This is a genomic window from Roseateles sp. P5_E1, from assembly GCF_054049335.1.
The window spans coordinates 1-20124 of sequence record NZ_JBFUMN010000027.1 but is presented as its reverse complement, the minus strand read 5'-3'; the positions used below and the strand labels follow the sequence as shown (position 1 = coordinate 20124).

Annotated in this window: 17 protein-coding genes; 9 read left to right on the top strand and 8 right to left on the bottom strand. The window is 67.3% G+C overall.

What is annotated here, in order from left to right:
- Nucleotide 1: 1 nt before the first annotated feature.
- The 3 genes from folD to ACXJKJ_RS18970 all read right to left on the bottom strand — a co-directional run bounded on the left by folD (nucleotide 2) and on the right by ACXJKJ_RS18970 (nucleotide 4237).
- The gene (gene folD, locus ACXJKJ_RS18980; protein WP_457391619.1) at nucleotides 2-859 is read right to left on the bottom strand and encodes a bifunctional methylenetetrahydrofolate dehydrogenase/methenyltetrahydrofolate cyclohydrolase FolD; all 858 of its coding nucleotides are present in this window, start codon (nucleotides 857-859) and stop codon (nucleotides 2-4) included.
- A gap of 166 nt (nucleotides 860-1025) precedes the next feature.
- Nucleotides 1026-1649 carry a response regulator transcription factor gene (locus ACXJKJ_RS18975; RefSeq protein WP_056195018.1) on the bottom strand — a complete coding sequence of 208 codons (624 nt, stop codon included), beginning with the start codon at nucleotides 1647-1649 and terminating at the stop codon, nucleotides 1026-1028.
- Entirely contained in the window at nucleotides 1646-4237 is a 2592-nt protein-coding gene (locus ACXJKJ_RS18970) for a PAS domain S-box protein (RefSeq protein WP_457320874.1), read from the bottom strand. The genes ACXJKJ_RS18975 and ACXJKJ_RS18970 overlap by 4 nt, the downstream gene beginning before the upstream one ends.
- A 183-nt stretch (nucleotides 4238-4420) precedes the next feature.
- Between ACXJKJ_RS18970 and aceE the strand changes: the two genes are divergently transcribed.
- The 4 genes from aceE to ACXJKJ_RS18950 all read left to right on the top strand — a co-directional run bounded on the left by aceE (nucleotide 4421) and on the right by ACXJKJ_RS18950 (nucleotide 11602).
- Nucleotides 4421-7129 carry a pyruvate dehydrogenase (acetyl-transferring), homodimeric type gene (gene aceE / locus ACXJKJ_RS18965; protein ID WP_457391617.1) on the top strand — a complete coding sequence of 903 codons (2709 nt, stop codon included), beginning with the start codon at nucleotides 4421-4423 and terminating at the stop codon, nucleotides 7127-7129.
- Between the two features lie 122 nt (nucleotides 7130-7251).
- Nucleotides 7252-8919, top strand: coding sequence for a dihydrolipoyllysine-residue acetyltransferase (gene aceF / locus ACXJKJ_RS18960; RefSeq protein ID WP_457391615.1), 1668 nt, complete (start codon nucleotides 7252-7254; stop codon nucleotides 8917-8919).
- A 16-nt stretch (nucleotides 8920-8935) separates the two neighbouring features.
- The gene (lpdA, locus tag ACXJKJ_RS18955) at nucleotides 8936-10729 is read left to right on the top strand and encodes a dihydrolipoyl dehydrogenase (protein ID WP_457391614.1); all 1794 of its coding nucleotides are present in this window, start codon (nucleotides 8936-8938) and stop codon (nucleotides 10727-10729) included.
- Nucleotides 10730-10735: 6 nt separating this feature from the next.
- A complete protein-coding gene (locus ACXJKJ_RS18950; RefSeq protein ID WP_457391612.1) occupies nucleotides 10736-11602 on the top strand; it encodes a BPSS1187 family protein in 867 nt (288 codons plus the stop codon).
- Here the strand turns inward: ACXJKJ_RS18950 and ACXJKJ_RS18945 are convergent.
- A complete protein-coding gene (locus tag ACXJKJ_RS18945) occupies nucleotides 11599-12240 on the bottom strand; it encodes an FMN-binding negative transcriptional regulator (protein WP_457391610.1) in 642 nt (213 codons plus the stop codon). The genes ACXJKJ_RS18950 and ACXJKJ_RS18945 overlap by 4 nt on opposite strands.
- 100 nt (nucleotides 12241-12340) lie before the next feature.
- Here ACXJKJ_RS18945 and ACXJKJ_RS18940 point away from each other — a divergent pair, with 100 nt between their 5' ends.
- Both ACXJKJ_RS18940 and ACXJKJ_RS18935 read left to right on the top strand, forming a co-directional pair.
- The gene (locus ACXJKJ_RS18940) at nucleotides 12341-13258 is read left to right on the top strand and encodes a LysR family transcriptional regulator (protein WP_457391609.1); all 918 of its coding nucleotides are present in this window, start codon (nucleotides 12341-12343) and stop codon (nucleotides 13256-13258) included.
- A 30-nt stretch (nucleotides 13259-13288) separates the two neighbouring features.
- Nucleotides 13289-13453, top strand: a complete 165-nt coding sequence (locus ACXJKJ_RS18935) for a hypothetical protein (RefSeq protein ID WP_457391607.1) — start codon at nucleotides 13289-13291, stop codon at nucleotides 13451-13453.
- Here the strand turns inward: ACXJKJ_RS18935 and ACXJKJ_RS18930 are convergent.
- Together ACXJKJ_RS18930 and ACXJKJ_RS18925 are read right to left on the bottom strand one after the other, a co-directional pair.
- The gene (locus ACXJKJ_RS18930) at nucleotides 13450-14022 is read right to left on the bottom strand and encodes a hypothetical protein (RefSeq protein WP_457391605.1); all 573 of its coding nucleotides are present in this window, start codon (nucleotides 14020-14022) and stop codon (nucleotides 13450-13452) included. The two genes, ACXJKJ_RS18935 and ACXJKJ_RS18930, sit on opposite strands and share 4 nt — an antisense overlap.
- A complete protein-coding gene (locus ACXJKJ_RS18925; protein WP_457391604.1) occupies nucleotides 14012-14911 on the bottom strand; it encodes an HDOD domain-containing protein in 900 nt (299 codons plus the stop codon). The genes ACXJKJ_RS18930 and ACXJKJ_RS18925 overlap by 11 nt, the downstream gene beginning before the upstream one ends.
- 126 nt (nucleotides 14912-15037) lie before the next feature.
- Between ACXJKJ_RS18925 and ACXJKJ_RS18920 the strand changes: the two genes are divergently transcribed.
- Nucleotides 15038-15658 carry a transglutaminase-like cysteine peptidase gene (locus ACXJKJ_RS18920; protein ID WP_457323484.1) on the top strand — a complete coding sequence of 207 codons (621 nt, stop codon included), beginning with the start codon at nucleotides 15038-15040 and terminating at the stop codon, nucleotides 15656-15658.
- Between the two features lie 13 nt (nucleotides 15659-15671).
- Complete coding sequence (locus tag ACXJKJ_RS18915; protein WP_457391603.1) at nucleotides 15672-17597, top strand: bifunctional diguanylate cyclase/phosphodiesterase; 1926 nt, start codon at nucleotides 15672-15674, stop codon at nucleotides 17595-17597.
- A 12-nt stretch (nucleotides 17598-17609) separates the two neighbouring features.
- Here ACXJKJ_RS18915 and ACXJKJ_RS18910 read toward each other — a convergent pair whose 3' ends face one another.
- Nucleotides 17610-17849 (bottom strand): hypothetical protein, encoded by a 240-nt coding sequence (locus ACXJKJ_RS18910; protein ID WP_457391601.1) that lies wholly within the window; start codon nucleotides 17847-17849, stop codon nucleotides 17610-17612.
- A 146-nt stretch (nucleotides 17850-17995) separates the two neighbouring features.
- Between ACXJKJ_RS18910 and ACXJKJ_RS18905 the strand changes: the two genes are divergently transcribed.
- Nucleotides 17996-19564 (top strand): methyl-accepting chemotaxis protein, encoded by a 1569-nt coding sequence (locus ACXJKJ_RS18905; protein WP_457391600.1) that lies wholly within the window; start codon nucleotides 17996-17998, stop codon nucleotides 19562-19564.
- 10 nt (nucleotides 19565-19574) lie between these two features.
- Here ACXJKJ_RS18905 and ACXJKJ_RS18900 read toward each other — a convergent pair.
- On the bottom strand, nucleotides 19575-20124 hold a 550-nt coding region (locus ACXJKJ_RS18900; protein WP_457391598.1), incomplete at its 5' end, for a TonB-dependent receptor domain-containing protein.

Here is a 20124-nt window from a genome sequence, read left to right as displayed (position 1 = left end):
ATCAAGCAGACTTGGCGACGCGTTCCGCAGATTCAAGCGTGTTGACCAGCAACATGGCAATGGTCATAGGACCCACGCCGCCGGGCACGGGCGTGATAAAGCCAGCCACTTCCTTGACGCCGTCGAAGTCCACGTCGCCGCAGAGCTTGCCCTCGTCGTTGCGGTTGATGCCCACGTCGATGACGACTGCACCCGGCTTGACCATGTCGGCGGTCAGCATGTTGCGGCGCCCGACTGCGGCGACGACGACGTCGGCCTGGCGGGTATGGTGGCCGATGTCCGGCGTGGSGCTGTGACAGACGGTGACCGTGGCATTGGCCTGCAGCAGCAGCAGGGCCATGGGCTTGCCGACGGTATTGCTGCGGCCGATGACGACGGCATGCTTGCCGCGCAGATCGAAGCCGGTGCTCTCGATGAGCTTCATGCAGCCATAGGGCGTGCAGGGCCGAAAGCCCGGCAGCTGGGTCATCAGCTCGCCGGCGCTCAGCGTCGAGTAACCGTCCACATCCTTGCTCGTCGCGATGGCTTCGATGACCTTGTGCGGGTCGATGTGCTTGGGCAGGGGCATCTGCACCAGGATGCCGTGGATGCTGGGGTCGTTGTTGAGCGCATCGATGCGAGCGAGCAGCTCGGCCTCGCTGAAGCTGGCTTCGTACTTCTCCAGCACCGAATGCAGGCCGGCGTCGGCACAGGCCTTGACTTTGTTGCGCACGTAGACGTGGCTGGCCGGATCGTCGCCGACGATGACGACGGCCAGGCCGGGCTGCACACCCTTGGCGGTCAGGGCCGCGGCGCGGGTGGCGACCTCGGCGCGGATGGATTTGGAGAGGGCGAGGCCGTCGATCAGTTGGGCGGTCATGGCAGTGTGGGTCCGTTCAAAAACTGCAAAACAAAGCCACAGAGGCACAGAGACACAGAGAGAAACCTTGAATTTCTCTGTGTCTCTGTGCCTCTGTGGCCGTGTTCAAAATTCAGAAAGCAAAAAGCCGCTGAGAGTTCAGCGGCCTTCCGGTAGTCAGTGGAGGTCAGGCCTTCGCCGTGGCACCCAATGCGATCTTCAGCAGATCGGCCACGGTGTTGGCGTTGAGCTTTTCCATGATGTTGGCGCGGTGCGCCTCGACCGTCTTGATGCTGATGCCGAGGTCGTCGGCGATCTGCTTGTTCAGGCGGCCGGCGACGATGCGCTCCAGCACCTGCGCTTCGCGCGTCGTCAGGCGCGCCAGCAGGGCGTCGCGGCTGGCGGCTTCCTGGTGGCTGGAGAAGGCTTCGCGGGCCTGGTCGAGCATGCGCTCCACCAGGGCCAGCAGCTCTTCTTCCTTGAAGGGCTTCTCGATGAAGTCCATCGCGCCCTTCTTCATGGTCTGCACCGCCATGGGCACGTCGCCGTGGCCGGTGATGAAGACGATGGGCAGGGGGCTCTTGCGTTCGATGAGGCGGTCCTGGAGTTCCAGGCCGGTCATGCCATCCATGCGGATGTCGGCAATCAGGCAGGCGACCTCGCGGGGGTCGTAGCGGGCGAGGAAGGATTCGGCGGAATCAAAGCACTTGACCCGGTAATCCTTGCCTTCGAGAAGCCACTGCAGGGAGTCGCGGACCGCTTCGTCGTCATCGACAACGTAGACGTTGCCCTTCTTGGGGATCAAGCTCATGGTGCTGTGGGTTCTGTTCTCTGAGCGCTGCCGGGAGTGCCTGGTGAGGCTTCCTGACGCAGGTGTTCTGAGGTGATGGTGACCGGAATCGTGAATGCAAATCGGCAGCCGACGACCAAGGAGCCATTGTAGAGGTTCTCGGCTTTTATCCGGCCCTGGTGGGACTCGACGATAGACCGGCATAACCCTAAGCCGATGCCCAGGCCATCGGCCTTGGTCGAGAAGAAGGCCTCGTACATGCGCGACAGAACTTCATCGGGCAAACCCGGCCCCATGTCGGTGACCGAGAACTCGATCTGGCCGCCCAGCTCGGCGCTGTGCTTGGGGATGACGCGCAGCTCGATGTGGCGGCGCGACGTCGGGAGCGAGGCGTTGTCGATCGCTTCGGCGGCATTCTTCAGCAGGTTCATCAGCACCTGCTCGACGAGGATCGGGTCCACCATCAGCTGCGGCAGGCGCTGGGCGACATAGGTGTGGATGGCCACGTTGCGCCGGCGCAGCTCAATACCGGCGAGCTCGACCGCGTCTTCGACGATGTCTGCGGCGTTGGCGGGCTGTCGTTGCGGTTCGCTGCGCTTCACGAAGTTGCGGATGCGGTGAATGATCTGCCCGGCGCGCTCGGCCTGCTTGGCTGTCTTGGTCAGTGCCGCCATCAGCGCATCCTTGTCGATGCTGTCGTTTCGCACACGGCTGACCATGCCGTTGCAGTAGTTGGTGATGGCGGTCAGCGGCTGGTTCAGCTCGTGGGCGACGCTGGAGGCCATCTCGCCCATGGTCATCAGCCGGCTCGTCACCTGGGCCTTGTCGGCCTGCAGCGCGGCCTGGGCCTCGGCGTGGCGGCGCATCGTGATGTCGGTGGCGATCAGCATCTGCGCCAGGCGGCCGTCGGTCCATTGCAGGTAGCGCGCGCGCACGTCAAACCACATGGCCAGGGACTCGACATAGACCTCGCGCGGGTCGGAGCCGGTTTCGGTCAGCGCCTCGGCGGGCAGGCCGGAATAGTCATCGACTTCGTCAGTGCCGTCGTCCAGGCCGCCGCGGCGGCTGGTCGTGCCCAGCAGATGGCCGCCGGCCAGCAGTGCGTGCCCGGCCGGGTCTGCGCCGAACCACAGTCGGTAGCTGCGGTTGGCGAACAGCAGCTCGGGCGGCTGCACAGACAGCACGGACACGGCGGCGTCCAGCCCTTCCAGCACGGTGGTGAAGCGTTCGTGCGAGGCCGAGAGCTGGTCGCGCACGCGCTTGGCCTCGGTGATGTTGGTCATCGAGGTCATCCAGCCGGTCTGCTTGCCCTTGGTGTCGACCAGCGGCGACACATAGACGCGGGCATCGAACTGGCTGCCGTCCTTGCGCTGGATCTTGACCTCCACCCCACCCGACGGGCTGCGGCCCTGCAGCTCTTGCTGCAGCAGGCGGGCGTTCTCCTCGCGGCGGTCCACGGGCCAGAACGGGTAGGGTGGTGTGCGGCCGACGAGGTCGGCCTCCGAGAAGCCTGTCATCGCGCAGAAGGCCGGGTTCACGTAGGTGATGCGCGTGTCCATGTCCATGGCGCGCATGCCGGTCAGCATGGAGTTCTCCATGGCGCGGCGGAAGTTGGTTTCCAGCGTCAGCGCGTTCTGGATCTGCGTGCGCCGGCGCATGTGGCGCCAGGTGCCCAGCAGCATCCACACCGTCATGCCCGCCAGCGCCAGCACCAGCCAGAACAGTGCGTTGTTGATGAGGCCGATGGAAGTGCGCCAGCCCTGGCCGCGCAGCACCAGGCCATTGAGTGCCGGCGCCAGCGGCACGTCGTGCAGCAGCGAGGCGCGGCGCAGCACCTGGCCCGGCATGGGCGTGACGGTACTGCTGACGACCTGGTCGCGCGAATCCAGCACGGCGATGCTGTGGCGGGTGGCGACTTCGCTGGGCACGTAATAGCGCAGCAGCGATTCGACGGTGTACTCGGCGATCAGCACGCCGGCGAAGCCGCCGCGGTCGATCAGCGGGATGTGCAGCTGAAAGACGGTGACGCCGTTGGCATCGGCGAAGGGCGGCGAATAGACCGGCTGGCGGCGGTCCTTGGCTGCTTCGAAAGCGATGGCCGCGGCGTTGGACTGGTTGGCCATGGGCATGGACGGGTCGCCGCCGTCCGCCGACATCAGCCCGTCGGCCTGAAAGCCCGCCGCGCCGACGCTGCTGCGGCGCTCGCGCTTGGCGCTCAGCCAGGTCACGTGCGTCAGCTCGGGCCGCTCGCGCGCAAAAGCCTGGGCCTGGGCCGAGAACTCGTGCGCGTCGATCTGCCGTGTGACGACCTCGCGCGCGATGCGCACGAGCTGCTCCTGGTTCTCGATCAGGCGCAGGCGGATCTGCTGCTGGGCGATCTCTGTGTCGCGCTTGACCGACTCGGTCTCGCGTTCGATTTCTTCATTGCGCAGGTACCAGAAGGCCGAAATGATGGCCGCCAGGAAGAGCAGCACGGAGATCAGCGGGCCCAGCGTGGCCAGGCGGTCCTGGCGTGACGGCGACTGCTTGAACCACCAGGTGGCGACCAGGCGGCGCATCGTGGCGAGCCAGCGTTGGCTGCGGTTGGGCGAGGCAGAGACAGGGGGCATGCGCAATTATCCGGGCCGATGCCGGCCTCGTTGATTTCATAATAAGAAATCACCTCGCACCATTTGGGAAAGTGCTCGAGCCTGTGAGACACTCCGCCCCGCTCGCGGGCCTGGGTCCGCACCTCGCACCTGTTAGAACTGCCACTTTCGCCCGCAGAGGCGGATTTATTAGGAGACACGGCCATGTCAGCCCAGCCGCAAGACTTTCTCGGCGCCGCCGCGAACGACCAAGACCCACAGGAAACCCGTGAGTGGCTGGATGCCCTTTCGGCCGTCATCGGCGAAGAAGGTGGCGACCGCGCCCACTTCCTGCTCGAGACCCTGATCGACCACGCCCGCCAGGCCGGCATCGAAGTGCCGTTCTCGGCCAACACGGCCTACGTCAACACCATCCCGCCCGACCAGGAAGAGCGCTTCCCGGGCAATATCGAGATCGAGGAACGCCTGCGCGCCTACATGCGCTGGAACGCCATGGCGATGGTGGTGCGGGCCAACAAGCACAACCCCGAGGACGGTGGCGACCTGGGCGGCCACATCAGCTCCTTCGCATCGCTGGCCACCATGCTGGGCTGCGGCTTCAACCATTTCTGGCATGCCGACGACGGCGTGCACGGCGGCGACCTGCTCTACATCCAGGGCCACAGCGCCCCCGGCATCTACGCGCGCGCCTTCATGGAAGGCCGCATCACCGAAGAACAGCTGATCAACTTCCGCCAGGAAGTCGACGGCAAGGGTCTGTCCAGCTACCCGCATCCGAAGTTGATGCCGAACTTCTGGCAGTTCCCGACCGTCTCGATGGGCCTGGGCCCCTTGATGGCCATCTACCAGGCGCGCTTCCTGAAGTACCTGCACGCCCGCGGCATTGCCGACACGAGCAAGCGCAAGGTCTGGGTGTTCCTGGGCGACGGCGAGATGGACGAGCCGGAATCSCTGGGCGCCATCGGCCTGGCCGCGCGCGAGAAGCTCGACAACCTGATCTTCGTSRTCAACTGCAACCTGCAGCGYCTKGACGGCCCGGTKCGCGGCAACGSCAAGRTCATCCAGGARCTSGAAGGCRMSTTCCGCGSCGCSGGCTGGAACGTCATCAAGCTGATCTGGGGCGGCTACTGGGACCCGCTGCTGGCGCGCGACAAGGACGAACTGCTGCGCAAGGTCATGATGGACACCGTCGACGGTGACTACCAGGCCATGAAGGCCAATGACGGCGCCTTCGTGCGCAAGAACTTCTTCGGCAAGCACCCCAAGCTGCTGGAACTCGTCTCCAAGATGAGCGACGAGGACATCTGGCGCCTGCAGCGCGGCGGCCACGACCCGCAGAAGGTCTACGCGGCCTATCACAAGGCCGTCAACACCGTCGGCCAGCCCACCGTGCTGCTCGTGAAGACCGTCAAGGGCTTCGGCATGGGCAAGATCGGTGAAGGCAAGAACACCGCCCACCAGACCAAGAAGCTGCAGGACGACGACATCCGCGCGATGCGCGACCGCTTCAACATCCCGGTGTCGGACGAAGACCTGCCCAAGATCCCGTTCTACCAACCGGCCGAAGGCTCGCAGGAACTGAAGTACCTGCACGAGCGCCGCAACGCGCTGGGCGGCTACCTGCCCAAGCGYCGCGCCAAAACCGACGAAAAACTGAACGTGCCCGACCTGGCCACCTTCCAGGCCGTGCTGGACCCGACGGCCGAAGGCCGCGAGATCTCGACGACCCAGGCCTATGTGCGCTTCCTGACGACGCTGCTGCGCGACAAGGAACTGGGCCCGCGCACGGTGCCCATCCTCGTTGACGAGGCACGTACCTTTGGCATGGAAGGCCTGTTCCGCCAGATCGGCATCTACAACCCCGCGGGCCAGCAGTACACGCCGGTCGACCGCGACCAGGTCATGTACTACCGCGAGGACAAGGCCGGCCAGGTGCTGCAGGAAGGCATCAACGAGGCCGGCGGCATGGCTTCGTGGATCGCCGCGGCGACGTCGTACTCGACGAACAACCGCGTGATGATCCCGTTCTATGTCTACTACTCGATGTTCGGCTTCCAGCGCATCGGTGACCTGGCCTGGGCCGCCGGCGACATGCAGGCGCGCGGTTTCCTGCTGGGTGGCACGTCCGGCCGCACGACGCTGAACGGCGAAGGCCTGCAGCACGAGGACGGCCACAGCCACATCCTGGCCGGCACTATCCCGAACTGCGTGAGCTACGACCCGACCTTCGCCCACGAAGTCGCCGTCATCATGCAGCGTGGCTTGAAGCGCATGGTGGAAGACCAGGAAAACGTCTATTACTACATCACCCTGCTGAACGAGAACTACCCGATGCCAGGGCTCAAGGCCGGCACCGAGGAGCAGATCCTCAAGGGCATGTACCTGCTGGAAGAAGCCGACGCCAGCAAGCCGGTCAGCGTGAACCTGCTGGGCTCGGGCACCATCCTGCGCGAAAGCCAGGTCGCCAAGATGCTGCTGGAAGAAGAGTGGGGCGTGGGCGCSAATGTGTGGAGCTGCCCGAGCTTCAACGAACTGGCCCGCGACGGCCAGAACGCCGAGCGCTGGAACCTGCTGCACCCGACCGAACTGGCCTGCGTGCCCTTCGTGACGCAGCAGCTGGGCCACACCAAGGGCCCGGTCATCGCGTCGACCGACTACATGAAGAACTACGCCGAGCAGATCCGCGCCTTCATCCCCAAGGGCCGCTCCTACAAGGTGCTGGGCACGGACGGCTTTGGCCGCAGCGACTTCCGCTCCAAGCTCCGTGCGCACTTCGAGGTCAACCGCCACTACATCGTCGTCGCTGCGCTGAAGGCACTGGCCGATGACGGTGCGATCCCGGTCGAGCGCGTGGCTGAGGCGATTGCCAAGTACGGCATCGACGCCAACAAGATCAACCCGCTGTATGCATAGCCCACCCCCGAGGCGCTGACGCGCCTCCCCCTCGAGGGGGCGCACCCGGTGGCCTGGCAAAGCCAGTTCCACGGGTGCCGCTTGGGAAGGCACTACATCCGCAAACATTGGAGATATGGGTTATGGCATTGGTTGAAGTCAAGGTTCCCGACATCGGCGATTTCGATGAAGTCGGCGTCATCGAGGTGCTCGTCAAGGTCGGCGACACCGTCAAGGTCGAGCAGAGCCTGATCACCGTCGAAAGCGACAAGGCGTCGATGGAGATCCCGTCGTCGCAGGCCGGCGTGGTCAAGGAGATCAAGGTCGCCGTGGGCGACAAGGTCAAGGAAGGCAGCGTGCTGGTGGTGGTTGAAGCCGAGGGTGCTGCCGCGCCTGCGGCCGCTGCGCCGGCGCCTGCTGCTGCAGCCCCCGCCCCGGCGGCCGAGCCTGCCGCAGCACCCGCGCCGGCACCGGCGGCCCCTGCGCAAAGCAGCGGCCCGGTCACCATCGAAGTGCCGGACATCGGCGACTTCGACGAGGTGGCCGTCATCGAGCTGCTGGTGAAGGTCGGCGACACCGTCAAGGTCGAGCAAAGCCTCATCACCGTCGAGAGCGACAAGGCATCGATGGAGATTCCGTCGTCGCATGCCGGCGTTGTCGAGGAATTGCTCGTCAAGGTCGGCGACAAGGTCAAGAAGGGCTCGCCGCTGGCACGCGTGGCCGCAACCGGTGGTGCGCCTGCGCCTGCGCCGGCCGCAGCAGCGCCCGTGGCCGCGTCGGCGCCTGCCGCAGCAGCCCCAGCTGCCGCACCGGCGGAGACCAAGACCGTGCCGACGGCGGCGCTGCCGCCGCACGAGCCGGTTGCTCCGACAGGCAAGCTGCCCCACGCCTCGCCCAGCATCCGCAAGCTCGCCCGCGAGCTGGGCGTGCCGCTGGCCGAAGTGAAGGGCACGGGCGCCAAGGGCCGCATCGTCGAGAGCGACGTGCAGGGCTTCGTCAAGGCCGTCATGTCCGGTCAGCTCCAGACTGCCGCGCAGAAGGCCGCCGCGCCCGCCGGCGGTGGTGGCAGCGGTTCCGGCCTGAACGTGCTCGCCTGGCCCAAGGTGGACTTCGAGAAGTTCGGCCCCGTCGAGCGCAAGGAACTGTCCCGCATCAAGAAGATCTCGGGCGCCAACCTGCACCGCAACTGGGTGGTCATCCCCCACGTCACCAACCATGACGACGCGGACATCACCGACCTCGAAGCCTTCCGCGTCCAGCTGAACAAGGAGAACGAGAAGGCCGGCATCAAGGTCACGATGCTCGCCTTCATGATCAAGGCGGCCGTCGCGGCGCTGAAGAAGTTCCCCGAGTTCAACAGCTCGCTGGATGGCGACACGCTCGTCCTGAAGAACTACTTCCACATCGGCTTCGCGGCGGACACACCCAACGGCCTGGTCGTGCCCGTCATCAAGGACGCCGACAAGAAGGGCATCTTCCAGATCACCCAGGAAATGGGCGATCTGGCCAAGAAGGCCCGCGACGGCAAGCTGGGCCCGGCCGACATGAGCGGCGGCTGCTTCTCGATTTCGTCGCTCGGCGGCATCGGCGGCAAGTACTTCACGCCCATCATCAATGCGCCCGAGGTGTCCATCATGGGCGTCTGCAAGAGCTCGATCGAGCCCGTGTGGGACGGCAAGGCCTTCCAGCCGCGCCTGATSCTGCCGCTGTCGCTGAGCTRSGACCACCGCGTSATCGACGGCGCTGCGGCTGCTCGCTTCAACGTCTACTTTGCTTCGCTGCTCTCCGACTTCCGTCGGATCGCGCTCTAAGTCGGGAGCTGAACACATGGCAATCGTGGAAGTTCAAGTTCCTGACATCGGCGACTTCGACGAAGTCGGCGTCATCGAGGTGCTGGTCAAGCCTGGCGACACCGTCAAGGTCGAGCAGAGCCTCATCACCGTCGAGAGCGACAAGGCGTCGATGGAGATCCCGTCATCCGCTGCCGGCGTGGTGAAGGAGCTGCGCGTCAAGATCGGCGACAAGGTCAAGAAGGGTTCGGTCGTGCTGACGCTGGACTCGGCTGAAGCCGCTGCGCCCGCACCGGCACCGGCTGCGCCTGCCCCGGCGCCTGTGGCCGCCGCACCMGCCCCGGTCGCCGCGACCTACTCGGGCAGCGCCGACCAGGCCTTCGACCTCGTCGTCCTCGGCGGCGGCCCTGGTGGTTACTCGGCCGCTTTCCGCGCCGCCGACCTCGGCTTGAAGGTTGCTCTCGTCGAACGTTACGCAACGCTCGGCGGCGTCTGCCTGAACGTCGGCTGCATCCCATCCAAGGCGCTGCTGCACGTCGCGGCGGTCATGGACGAAGTCAGCCACATGGCCGACCTCGGCGTGGCCTTCGGTGAGCCGGAAGTCGACATCGACAAGCTCCGCGCCCACAAGAACAAGGTGACGGGCAAGCTGACAGGCGGCCTCGCGGCCATGGCCAAGATGCGCAAGGTGACCGTGCTGCGCGGCGTCGGCTCGCTGATCGACGCGCAACACCTCAAGGTCGAAGCGACCGAAGGCGCCGTGGGCCAGGCCAAGACCGGCGCGGTGCAGACCGTGGCCTTCAAGCGCCTCATCATCGCGGCCGGTTCGCAGGCCGTGCGCCTGCCCTTCCTGCCCGACGACCCGCGCATCGTCGATTCGACCGGCGCGCTGGAGATGCAGGTCGAAGCCGAGAAGATGCTCATCGTCGGCGGCGGCATCATCGGCCTGGAAATGGGCACCGTGTACTCCACGCTGGGCTCGCGCCTGGACGTCGTCGAAATGCTGCCCACGCTGATGACCGGCGCCGACCGCGACCTCGTCAAGGTCTGGCAGAAGTTCAACGCTCACCGTTTCGACAACATCATGTTGAACACGAAGACGGTCGGCGCCGAAGCCAAGCCCGATGGCATCTGGGTCACCTTCGAAGGCGAGGGTGCCCCGAAAGAGCCGCAGCGCTACGACCTGGTATTGCAGGCCGTGGGCCGCACGCCCAACGGCAAGAAGATCGGCGCCGAGAACGCGGGCGTCATCGTCGGTGATCGCGGTTTCATCCCGGTCGACGTGCAGATGCGCACCAATGTGCCCAGCGTGTTCGCCATCGGCGACATCGTCGGCCAGCCCATGCTGGCCCACAAGGCGGTGCACGAAGGCCACGTGGCGGCGGAAGTCATCGCTGGCGAACTGCTGGGTGACGAGAAGCTCAAGAAGAGCCAGTTCGACGCCCGCGTGATCCCGAGCGTGGCCTACACCGACCCCGAGGTGGCCTGGGTGGGCATCACCGAGGACGAGGCGAAAGCCAAGGGCATCAAGGTCACCAAGGGCCTGTTCCCGTGGACGGCCTCGGGCCGCGCCATCGCCAATGGCCGCGACGAAGGCTTCACCAAGCTGCTCTTCGACGAGGAAAGCCACCGCATCATCGGCGGCGGCATCGTCGGCACGCATGCCGGCGACATGATCGGCGAGATCGCGCTGGCCATCGAGATGGGCGCGGACGCGGTGGACATCGGCAAGACCATCCACCCGCACCCGACGCTGGGCGAGTCGCTGGGCATGGCCGCGGAAGTGGCGCACGGCTCCTGCACGGACGTGCCGCCGGTGCGCAAGAAGTAAGCAGCGATGCGTCGTCTGTTGCTGGGGGCGGCGTTGCTGCTGGCGCTCTCGGCACAGGCCGAGGAACGTTCGCTGCGGGTCGCGCCGCAGGCCACCGATGCGCGGCTCAAGGCCGATGAGCCGCCGCATTGGGTGGTCTACGACCCGGCGGTGACCGAGCCCCTGCTTGTCTGGTTGCCGGGTACCAACGGTCATCCCGCCAGCGGGCCGAAGGGCCTTTTCCAGGCGGTGCGATCCGCCGGCTTCCGGTTGGTCGGCCTGTCCTATCTGGACGATGTGGCCGTATCGCAGGTCTGCAAGGGACCGCGGCTGCAGGCCCATCCGACCTGCGCCGCGGCCTTCCGCCAACAACGCGTCTGGGGCGACGCGACCGCGGGGCCCATTGATGACCGGCCCGAGGATGCCATCGTGCCGCGGCTCACCCGGCTGCTGCGCCATCTGGCCGAGCAGGATCCGGCTGGCCAATGGGTCGGCTACCTTGATGGCGATGAGCCACGCTGGAGCCGCATCGTGCTGGCTGGCCAGTCCCAAGGCGGCGGCATGGCCGCCTTCATCGCCAAGACGCGCTCGGTGGCCGGCGTGCTGGACTTCTCCGGCGGTTGGGACCGCGAGGCCGGCGGCGAACTGGCCCGCTGGTATCGCCGTGCCAGCGTCACGCCGCCCGAACGCTGGCATGCGACCTACCACGTGCAGGAGACGGCCGCCGACCTGCTGGCGCAAAGCTATCGCCTGTTGGGGATCCCGCCGGCCCAGGTTCATGCGTTGGACCTGCCGTTGCGCCCTGGCGGCCAGCCGCATGGCGAAGGCATTGCCAACGCGGCCTATGCGCCGCTGTGGCAGCAGATGCTGAGGGCGGTGAGACCCGAGCCCTAGCGCGCGGCCTCCCGCACCAGCTCTTCATGCCGCCGCATCGCGGCGGCCAGTTGATGGCCGCCGTAGCGGGACAGGCCGGCGTAGGCGTCGGCCCGCGCATCGGCTGGGTCGCCCTGGCCCAGCTTGAACTGGGCGCGGGTCTCCAGGATGCGGGCACTGAAGGGCACGATGTACTGCGCCAGTTGCTCCAGCCGCGGCCCCATCTCGGCCGGCCGCCAGGCATTGGGGTAGGGTGCTTCGACATGGGCGCTCAGCAGCTCCAGCGCACGCAGCAGCTGTTCCGGGCTGTCCTCGATCCTGACGTCCAGCTCGAACTGGACGAACTCGTAGTTCCAGGTCGGTGCGTAGCGGCGGTTGTCCATCCAGCTGCTGGCGATATAGCCCTGCGCACCGGTGAAGGTGGCCAGGGCGCGCGATTGGCGCTGCAGCAGGGCGAACTGCGGGTTGCGACGCGACAGATGGCCGATCAGCCGCGCTTCGCCGCTGGCCGCATCGCGCTCCAGGATCAACGGCAGCGGCGTGGCCAGCATCCGGCCCTCGTCGGCGCTGACGAGGGTGGCCAGCGGGAAGTCGGCCACCACGCGGTCGATCTCGCCACGGTTGGCGGGCTGGAAGGGAAGCTGTTCGTACATCGACATGGCGTGGTTTCTTGTTGTGCTGGGAAGGCCTGCAGTCTAGGAACGCACTGAGCCTCCTGCGTGTGCGAATTTGCAATTTGGCATTGCAAAATTGATGACCATGACAGCGCCCATCATCAACGACCTGAACTGGGACGACCTGCGCCTGCTGCAACTGATCGCCCAGCATGGCGGCCTGGCCAAGGCGGCCGGCGCGGGTGGCTTGAGCCATGCGACGCTGTTCCGGCGGCTGCGGGCGTTGGAGCAGAAGCTGGACCTGCGGCTGTTCGAGCGCCTGCGTGGTGGCTATGTGGCCACGCGCGCCGGGGCCGAGCTGGTCGAGTTGTCGCGCCGCATGGGGCGTGAGCTGCATGTCGTGACCGAGAGCCTGCGGGGGCGGCAGGCTTGGCCCGGTGGTCTGTTGAGGTTCAGCGCGGCCGATACCTGGATGCAGGCCCTGCTGCCGCCGCTGCTAGCCAGCTACCAGGCCCGGCATCAGGTCCAGCTGCAGGTGCGCAGCGGCAACGCGCTGCTGGACGTGCAGCAGGGCGAGACCGATGTCGCGCTGCGCTCCGGCGGCCCGCCGCCGGAGTCGCTGGTGGGGCGCCGCCTGGCGCGTGTCGAGGCGACGGTCTATGCGTCCCGCAAGCTGGGCGGCGTCAGCGCGGAGACCCTGGACCTGCAACCCTGGGTGGGTGTCGACGCGGAGCTGGCCCACCTGGCATCGGCCCGCTGGCTGGAGGGCCAGGGCCTGGGCCGCCAGGTGGCGGTGCGCACCAACAGCCTGACCCATGTTCGCCAGCTGGTGCGCGCCGGCATGGGCCTGGGTGCCTTGCCCTGCTATCTCGGCGATGCCGACCCCGAGCTGAAGCGCGTGTTCGATCCGCCGCGCGACTGGCGCAGCGAGCTGTGGCTGCTGACCCGCGTGGAGCTGCGCCAGGTGCCCCGCGTCAAGAAGCTGTTCGAGCATCTGTACGAAGGTACGCGAGCGCTGCTGCCGCTGATCGAAGGGCGCAGCCCGCAGCCGGACAAGCGCTGACCCATGCCGCGCGTCACGGACTTACCCACCGTGACGAATCGCCCTGGCAATCCACCGGTGCGCCAATCGCGCCATGACGGCGCTGACCTCACGACTGCAACGACTGGTGCTGCTGCGCCCTGTAGCACGAAGATGGCCTTCACGCCCGAGCAGGAGGCGGAGATCCTGAAGCGCTGGAAGGCGGCGAAGGCCTAGATATTCGACGGATACATCGCCGGGCAGTTCGCCGTGCCGAAGCGGTCCACCGGGATCCGAAAGCGCATGCCCACGCGCAGCTGCTGCCAGCGTTCGGGGTCGACGCGGCAGACCCAGGCATGGTCCTCGCGGTCGCGCAGCTCGATCTCGAAATAGGCTTCGCGCTTGCTCAGGCGCTCGCTGCCGGGCTGGCCGGGTGGCGCCATGCGCAGCGGCGGGCGCGGCCAGTCGGGGCGCTCGCCGGGGCCGCCCTCGTTCTTGACGATCCAGCTGCGGCGCCAGGCCAGGACGTTGTAGCGGCAATGCTCGCCCGGCTCGGCGCGCTTGCCGGTGGGATCGGCGATGGTGCGGCGGCTGATGTCGAAAGCGCCCTCGGGAAGCTCGTCGCACCAGTCCGAGCCGGACTCGGAACGCAGCCGCTCGACGATGATCTCCATGCGCCAGCTGCGTTTGGTCAACTCGACGGCGACGCCGGACGGGCCGAACGCCCACCAGCCGACGATAGCCAGTGCCGCCACCACCATGGCGACCAGCACGATGACACGCAGGCGCGGGAACCTAAGCCGCATCGAACTGCGCGCTGATGGCCTCTTCCCACTGGGCCAGCTCTTCCCAGTCGATGTGCAGCCAGGCCATCGCAGCCTGGTGGTGGCCGGCCCAGTCGGCGTCCTCGGGCAGGCCTTCGTGGCGGCGCATCAGATGCTCGGCGATCAGGCCGGCGGCGATCAGCGTGTGGATCTCAGGCTCAATGCCGTCGTGGCCGAGGGCCGCGAAGTCGTGGTGCAGGCGGATGGCCGACATCAGCGGCGCCGGCAGGTTCCAAACGCGCACGACCAGCGCGCCGACGACGGCATGGTCGGTCTTGTGGTTGGCGTTTTCCGTGGCGATATAGGGGCGGTCGATGCGAGCGCCGGCCTCCACCATGGTGGATGCATAGCCGCGCACGCTCTGCATCAGCACCGGCATGCCAACGTGCAGGAAGAGACCAAAGCTGTGCGCCAGGTCAGGCGACAGGCCTGGCAGCTGCTGGGCAATGATGGCCATCGCGATGGCGCGCTTGGTGCTGCGCTCCCAGAAGCGCGCCAGCTGTGGCGCGTTGACGGGGATGGCGTGYTGGGCCAGGAAGCCCGTCATGACGGCCACGCTCTCGCGCAGGCCGATGCGCGTCATCGCCTGGCCGACGGTGGTGCAGGGCAGGCCGACGGGCTTGAACAGCGGGCCGTTGGCAATGCGCAGCAGCGTGGCGGCCATGGCCACGTCGCTGGAGGCGATGCGGGCGACGAGGTTGAGGTCAGGCTCGGGCTGGCTCATGGCCTGCTGCAGCTGAGCCAGCAGCTCGGGGCAGGGCGGGATCTGGATCTGCTGCAGGGGGCCGCGGCGGCGCGACTGGTCGATGTCGTCGCGGATCTGCTGCGCACGAGTGCGCAGGTCGTGGGAAGGTGCCGGGTTCTGCATCATCCAAAAATCTTATGGCGCTTCGGACATGTGCCGGCCGGGTACAGTGAATTCAACTGCAGCCCGCCGTCAATCTTGCCCACTTCCCCGCCTCGCGTCGCTTTCGCCCTTCGTCGGCATCGGTGGTGGTTGGCCGTCCTGGTGGCCGGGCCGGTGCTGGCGCTGGCGGCTTATGACGCGGCGCGTGTGCTGGAAGCTGCCGCCGCCCGCGGTCCCCGCGTCGTCGAGCAGGCCCAGGCCCTGGTGCAGCAGATCGAGCGCAGCGGCGTGAGCGAGGAGCTGCAGCGGCTCAAGGACATCAACGATTTCTTCAACCGCCGCCTGGCCTTCAAGGACGACGCCGTCACCTGGAACCTGCCGGACTACTGGGCCTCGCCGCTGGAAAGCCTGGAAAAACGCGCCGGCGACTGCGAGGACTACGCCATCGCCAAATACTTCGGCCTGGCGGCCACGGGCGTGCCGACGGCCAAGTTGAGGATGGTCTATGTGCGGGCGCGGCTGCAGGGCCAGTCGCTCGCCCACATGGTGCTGGCCTACTATGCCCAGCCGGGCGCCGAGCCGCTGATCCTGGACAACCTGCGGCCCGAGGTGCTGCCCGCGTCGCAACGCACCGACCTGACGCCGGTGTTCAGCTTCAACACCGAGGGCCTGTGGCAGGGCGTGGGCCAGGTGACGGCGGGTGACCCGCTGGCGCGCCTGTCGCTGTGGCGCGAGCTGGTGGCCAAAGTGAGAGCAGAGGGATTCTTGTGAACGGGAGTGAGACATGTCGTTGATGCGGCAGATCGCCTGGCTGGTGCTTGGCGTGGTGCTGGCCGCGCTGGTGGGCGCGGTCGGCCTGTCCATGGTCTCCGCGCGGCAGTTGATGCACACCCAACTGGAGCTGAAGAACGCCGACAACGCCCAGGCCCTGGCCCTCGCCCTGTCGCAGCAGCAGGGCGACCGTGAGCTCATCAAGTTGCTGGTGTCGGCCCAGTTCGATACCGGCGCCTACGAATTCGTGCGCTGGCGTGGCGCCAATGGTGAGACCTTGTTCGAGCGTGCCGAGGCGCCGCGCCCGGGCCAGGCGCCGGCCTGGTTCCGCGCCATGCTGCCCATCGAAGCCGCGTCCGGTGTGGCCCAGCTGTCCAACGGTTGGAACGCCATCGGTGCGGTCGAACTGAAGAGCCATTCCAGCTACGCCCATGACGCGTTGTGGCTGACCTCGCGGCGCCTGCTGGCCTGGCTGCTCATCGTCGGCATCGTCGCGGCCGTGCTGGCCTGGGCGGGCCTGCGGCGCATCCGCCGCCCGCTGGACGCCGCCGTGGCCCAGGCCGAGGGCGTGCTTGCCGGCAGCTATGGCCAGGTCGTCGAGCCGCGCGTGCCGGAACTGCAGCGCCTCACCCGCGCCATGAACGCGATGGTGCAGCGCGTGCGCGACCTCTTCGAGGCCCAGGCCGGCCAGCTGCTGGTGCTGCGCGAGCAGGTGCACCACGACCCGCTGACCGGCGTCTCCACCCGCAAGCATTTCCTGGCCGAGCTGGACGCGGCCCTGCGCCGCGACGACGGCCCGGCGGTGGCTGGCCTGGTGCTGGTACGCCTGCGTGACCTGTCCGGCCTGAATGCCCGCCTGGGCCGGGGCGCTGTCGACGATGTATTGCTGACCGTCGTCTCGGCCCTGCAGGCTTATCCCGAGTCGGTGGCCGGTTGCCGCGTCGGCCGCCTGAACGGCGGCGACTTCGCGCTGTGGCTGCCGGCCGAGGGCGTGGCCGCCGAGACGGCCCATGCGCTGGCCGATGCGCTGCGTGCCAGCCTGCCGGCCTTCGGGCCCGGTGTGCAGGTGGCGCTCGGCGCCGTCGAGCTGCCACGCGAGCGGCCGAGCAACGTCTGGCTGGGCGAGGCCGATGCCGCGCTGGCCCGGGCCGAGCACCAGAGCGAGGCGCGTGGTGGCTTTGTCGTCGAGATCGTGGCCGACCCCGGCATTGGCCGCGAGCAGGGCGAGGGCCTGTGGCGTGCCCAGCTGCAGGAGGCCGTCAGCCAGCAGCGTGGCCGCCTGGTCGAGTTCCCGGTGCGTGACCGCGCCGGCCGCGTGCTGCATCTGGAGTGCCCGCTGCAACTGCGCCTCGATGAAGACTTCCAACCCGCCTCGGCCTGGCTGCCGCTGGCCGTGCGGGCGCGCATGACGGCGCATGTCGACCTGCTCGCCGTCGGTCTGGCCCTGCAGGCCATCGCTGCTGATGGCAAGGCGCGCTGCATCAATGTGGCGCCGGTGTCGCTGGCCGACGCGGCCTTCCTGCCGCAACTGCGCGAGCTGCTGGCGCAATGGCCGCAGCCGGCGCGCTCGTTGTTGCTGGACCTGGCCGAGGCTGCCGCAACCGAGCATTTCGAGCGTCTGCTGGAGTTCGGCCGCCAGCTGCGGCCACTTGGGGTCAAGTTGGGCCTGGAGCATGCCGGCGCTGGGCTGGCGCAGGTCGAGAAGCTCTACCAAGCTGGGCTGGACTACGTGAAGCTCGATGCTTCTGTGCTGCTCGGCGTGGCTGGGGAGGCGGGCCGCGCGGCGTTTGTGCGGGGCATGGTGATCATGCTGCGCAGCTTGGCTTTGAAGGTGTACGGCGAAGGTGTGGTCGATGAGATGGATGCGCAAGCGCTGTGGGATTGCGAGCTCGACGGCCTCACGGGGCCTTGGGTGACGACCAGCCAGCGTGCCGGCTGACGATGTGCGCGCTCAGGCCAGGGCCTGCACCTGCGCGGCACCCAGCGCGCCGCCGTAGATGCGGGAATCCTGCAGCCAGCCGTTGAAGTGCGGGTCCTGGCCGTACTGCGTGCGGCCGAGCCATTTCTGTATCGCGCGGCCGCCAGTGTCACGTCGCCGACTCCCGGCAGGCAGGCAGCCGCCCAATGCTGTGCCGAGGTTCGCCAGGCGAAAACCTGCGAGCAGAGTGACAGGATCGCCAATGCGCAGCATCAACAGATCTCGTGCTTGATGGGGGGTGGTGCGGCGAGAAATGACTGATCCGTGGCATTGTTTGCACCTCATGGCTGCCAAATAAATCAGATATCAGGTCTCTCGGGTAACTTTCGGCATCGCCTTGGCCAGCCCGAAGAGCCACCATGAACTTCTCCTCTTTGACCGTCCGCGCAAGACTCATCCTCGCCTTCGGTGCCGTGGTGGCGCTGCTGCTGCTGATCGCGGGGCTCGCCTGGCGGGCTCTCCAAACCGAGGCGGAGGCCTTCGAGGGCTACGTCACAGGCATTGACGCGCGCATGCGCGTCGCCAACGCGGTACGGCTGGCCGTGGACGAGCGCGCCATCGCAGCGCGCAACCTTGTGCTGGTCACGCAGCCGCAGGATCTGGATGTCGAGAGGGCCCGGGTGGAAAAGGCGCACGCCACGGCCTCCGAGCAACTCGGCCGGCTCCAACACATGGCCGAGGCCGCCGATGTGTCGGCCAAGGCGAAGACGTTGATCGCCGACATCGTCCGCGTCGAGCAGAAATACGCGCCGGTGGCCCTGGGAATCGTCAAGCTGGCGCTGGAGCAAAAGCGCGACGAGGCCGTGCTGCGCATGAACGAGCAGTGCCGTCCCCTGCTGGCCGAACTGGTGCAGGCGTCGAGCGCGTATTCGGACTACACCGCGCAGCGCGCCGAAGAGCTGATTGAACAGGCGCAAGTGCGGGTCAGCAGCCAGCGCAACGGCTTCCTGGCTGTCGTCACCTGCGCCCTGGTGCTTGCCGCCGTCAGTGGCGCCCTCATCGTGCGCAGCCTGTCACGGGCACTCGGGGCCGAGCCGGCCGAATTGAGCGCGGCCGCGACCAAGGTTGCCGACGGCGACCTGAGCCCCGTGGCCGGCAGCGAGCGCGCACCGGTCGGCAGCGTACTGGCATCGCTGGGGGCCATGCGCGACAGCCTGGCCGGCATCGTGCAGCAAGTGCGCGAGGCGTCGGAATCCATCGCCACCGGCTCAACGCAGATCGCGTCGGGCAACGCCAACCTGAGCCAGCGTACCGAAGAGCAGGCCAGTGCCCTGCAGCAGACGGCGGCCACGATGGAGGAACTGGGTACCACCGTGCGCCATAACGCCGACCATGCCGAACAGGCCAGCGAACTGGCCAAGACGGCGACGGGCGTCGCGGCCCGGGGCGGCGCCGTGGTGAGCGACGTCATCGCCACCATGCGCGACATCGATGCCGGCTCCCGAAAGATGGCCGACATCATTGGCACCATCGATGGCATCGCCTTCCAGACCAACATCCTCGCGCTGAACGCGGCCGTGGAAGCCGCCCGCGCCGGGGAGCAGGGCCGGGGCTTTGCCGTGGTGGCCGGAGAAGTGCGCACGCTGGCACAGCGCAGCGCGGTCGCGGCCAAGGAAATCAAGGGCCTCATCGACTCCAGCGTGACCCACGTCAGCAAGGGCTCGGCGCTGGTCGACCGGGCCGGAGACACCATGCGCGACGTCGTCGAAGCCATCGGGCGGGTCAGTGGCATCGTGGCCGAAATCAGCGTGGCGAGCCGCGAGCAGAGCACCGGCGTCGGTCAGGTGGGTGACGCCGTTTCGCAGATGGACCAGGTCACCCAGCAGAACGCCGCGCTGGTGGAAGAGAGCGCCGCAGCGGCTGAGAGCCTGAAGGACCAGGCCGGGCGCCTGGTCACTGCCGTCAGCGCGTTCTCGCTCACGCGCTAGCCGTCTCGGCTCAGATCTTCATCTCCCAGCGCAGCTGCCACTGCACGTAGCTTGGCCCGCCGCTGCGCGACGTGATGACTTGATCGCCCGTGGCGATGACCGAGCCCGTGAAGTAGTCCATCGCCGACAGATTCGTCGCCGACAGGCGCAGCGACTGTTCGGTGTTGATGGCCCACAGCGCGAACGCGTCGACCACGGCCTTGCGGCTGGCCGTGGTCTCGGTGATCAGCGTCTGCTGGATGGTGGTCGACGGCGTCCAGTTCAGCGAGGCGCCCAGGGTCAGCGGCACGGAGCGCAGCCGGTAGTCGGCTCCCAGGTTGGCCGTGCCCTTGGGTTGGCCGTCGATGTGGTTGTTCGGCCCCGGGATGCCGTCGACCTTGGACGTGAAGACGCTGAAGTTGCTGCGCACATTGATGGGCAGTGCACCCTCGAAATACTCATCGAGGCGAAAGCGCGCCTCCAACTCGACACCAGCGGTCGACGCCTTGCCAATGTTCTGCGGGCGAGCCACCCAGCGCTGCGTCGCGGCCCAGGGCACCGTCTCCAGCGCTGTCACGGTG

Coding starts and splice junctions, on each gene's coding strand:
- ACXJKJ_RS18975 (WP_056195018.1), bottom strand. CDS start 1,649: ATGAGCTTGATCCCCAAGAAGGGCAACGTCTACGTTGTCGATGACGAC.
- ACXJKJ_RS18970 (WP_457320874.1), bottom strand. CDS start 4,237: ATGCCCCCTGTCTCTGCCTCGCCCAACCGCAGCCAACGCTGGCTCGCC.
- ACXJKJ_RS18950 (WP_457391612.1), top strand. CDS start 10,736: ATGCGTCGTCTGTTGCTGGGGGCGGCGTTGCTGCTGGCGCTCTCGGCA.
- ACXJKJ_RS18945 (WP_457391610.1), bottom strand. CDS start 12,240: ATGTCGATGTACGAACAGCTTCCCTTCCAGCCCGCCAACCGTGGCGAG.
- ACXJKJ_RS18940 (WP_457391609.1), top strand. CDS start 12,341: ATGACAGCGCCCATCATCAACGACCTGAACTGGGACGACCTGCGCCTG.
- ACXJKJ_RS18930 (WP_457391605.1), bottom strand. CDS start 14,022: ATGCGGCTTAGGTTCCCGCGCCTGCGTGTCATCGTGCTGGTCGCCATG.
- ACXJKJ_RS18915 (WP_457391603.1), top strand. CDS start 15,672: ATGTCGTTGATGCGGCAGATCGCCTGGCTGGTGCTTGGCGTGGTGCTG.
- ACXJKJ_RS18910 (WP_457391601.1), bottom strand. CDS start 17,849: ATGCTGCGCATTGGCGATCCTGTCACTCTGCTCGCAGGTTTTCGCCTG.
- ACXJKJ_RS18905 (WP_457391600.1), top strand. CDS start 17,996: ATGAACTTCTCCTCTTTGACCGTCCGCGCAAGACTCATCCTCGCCTTC.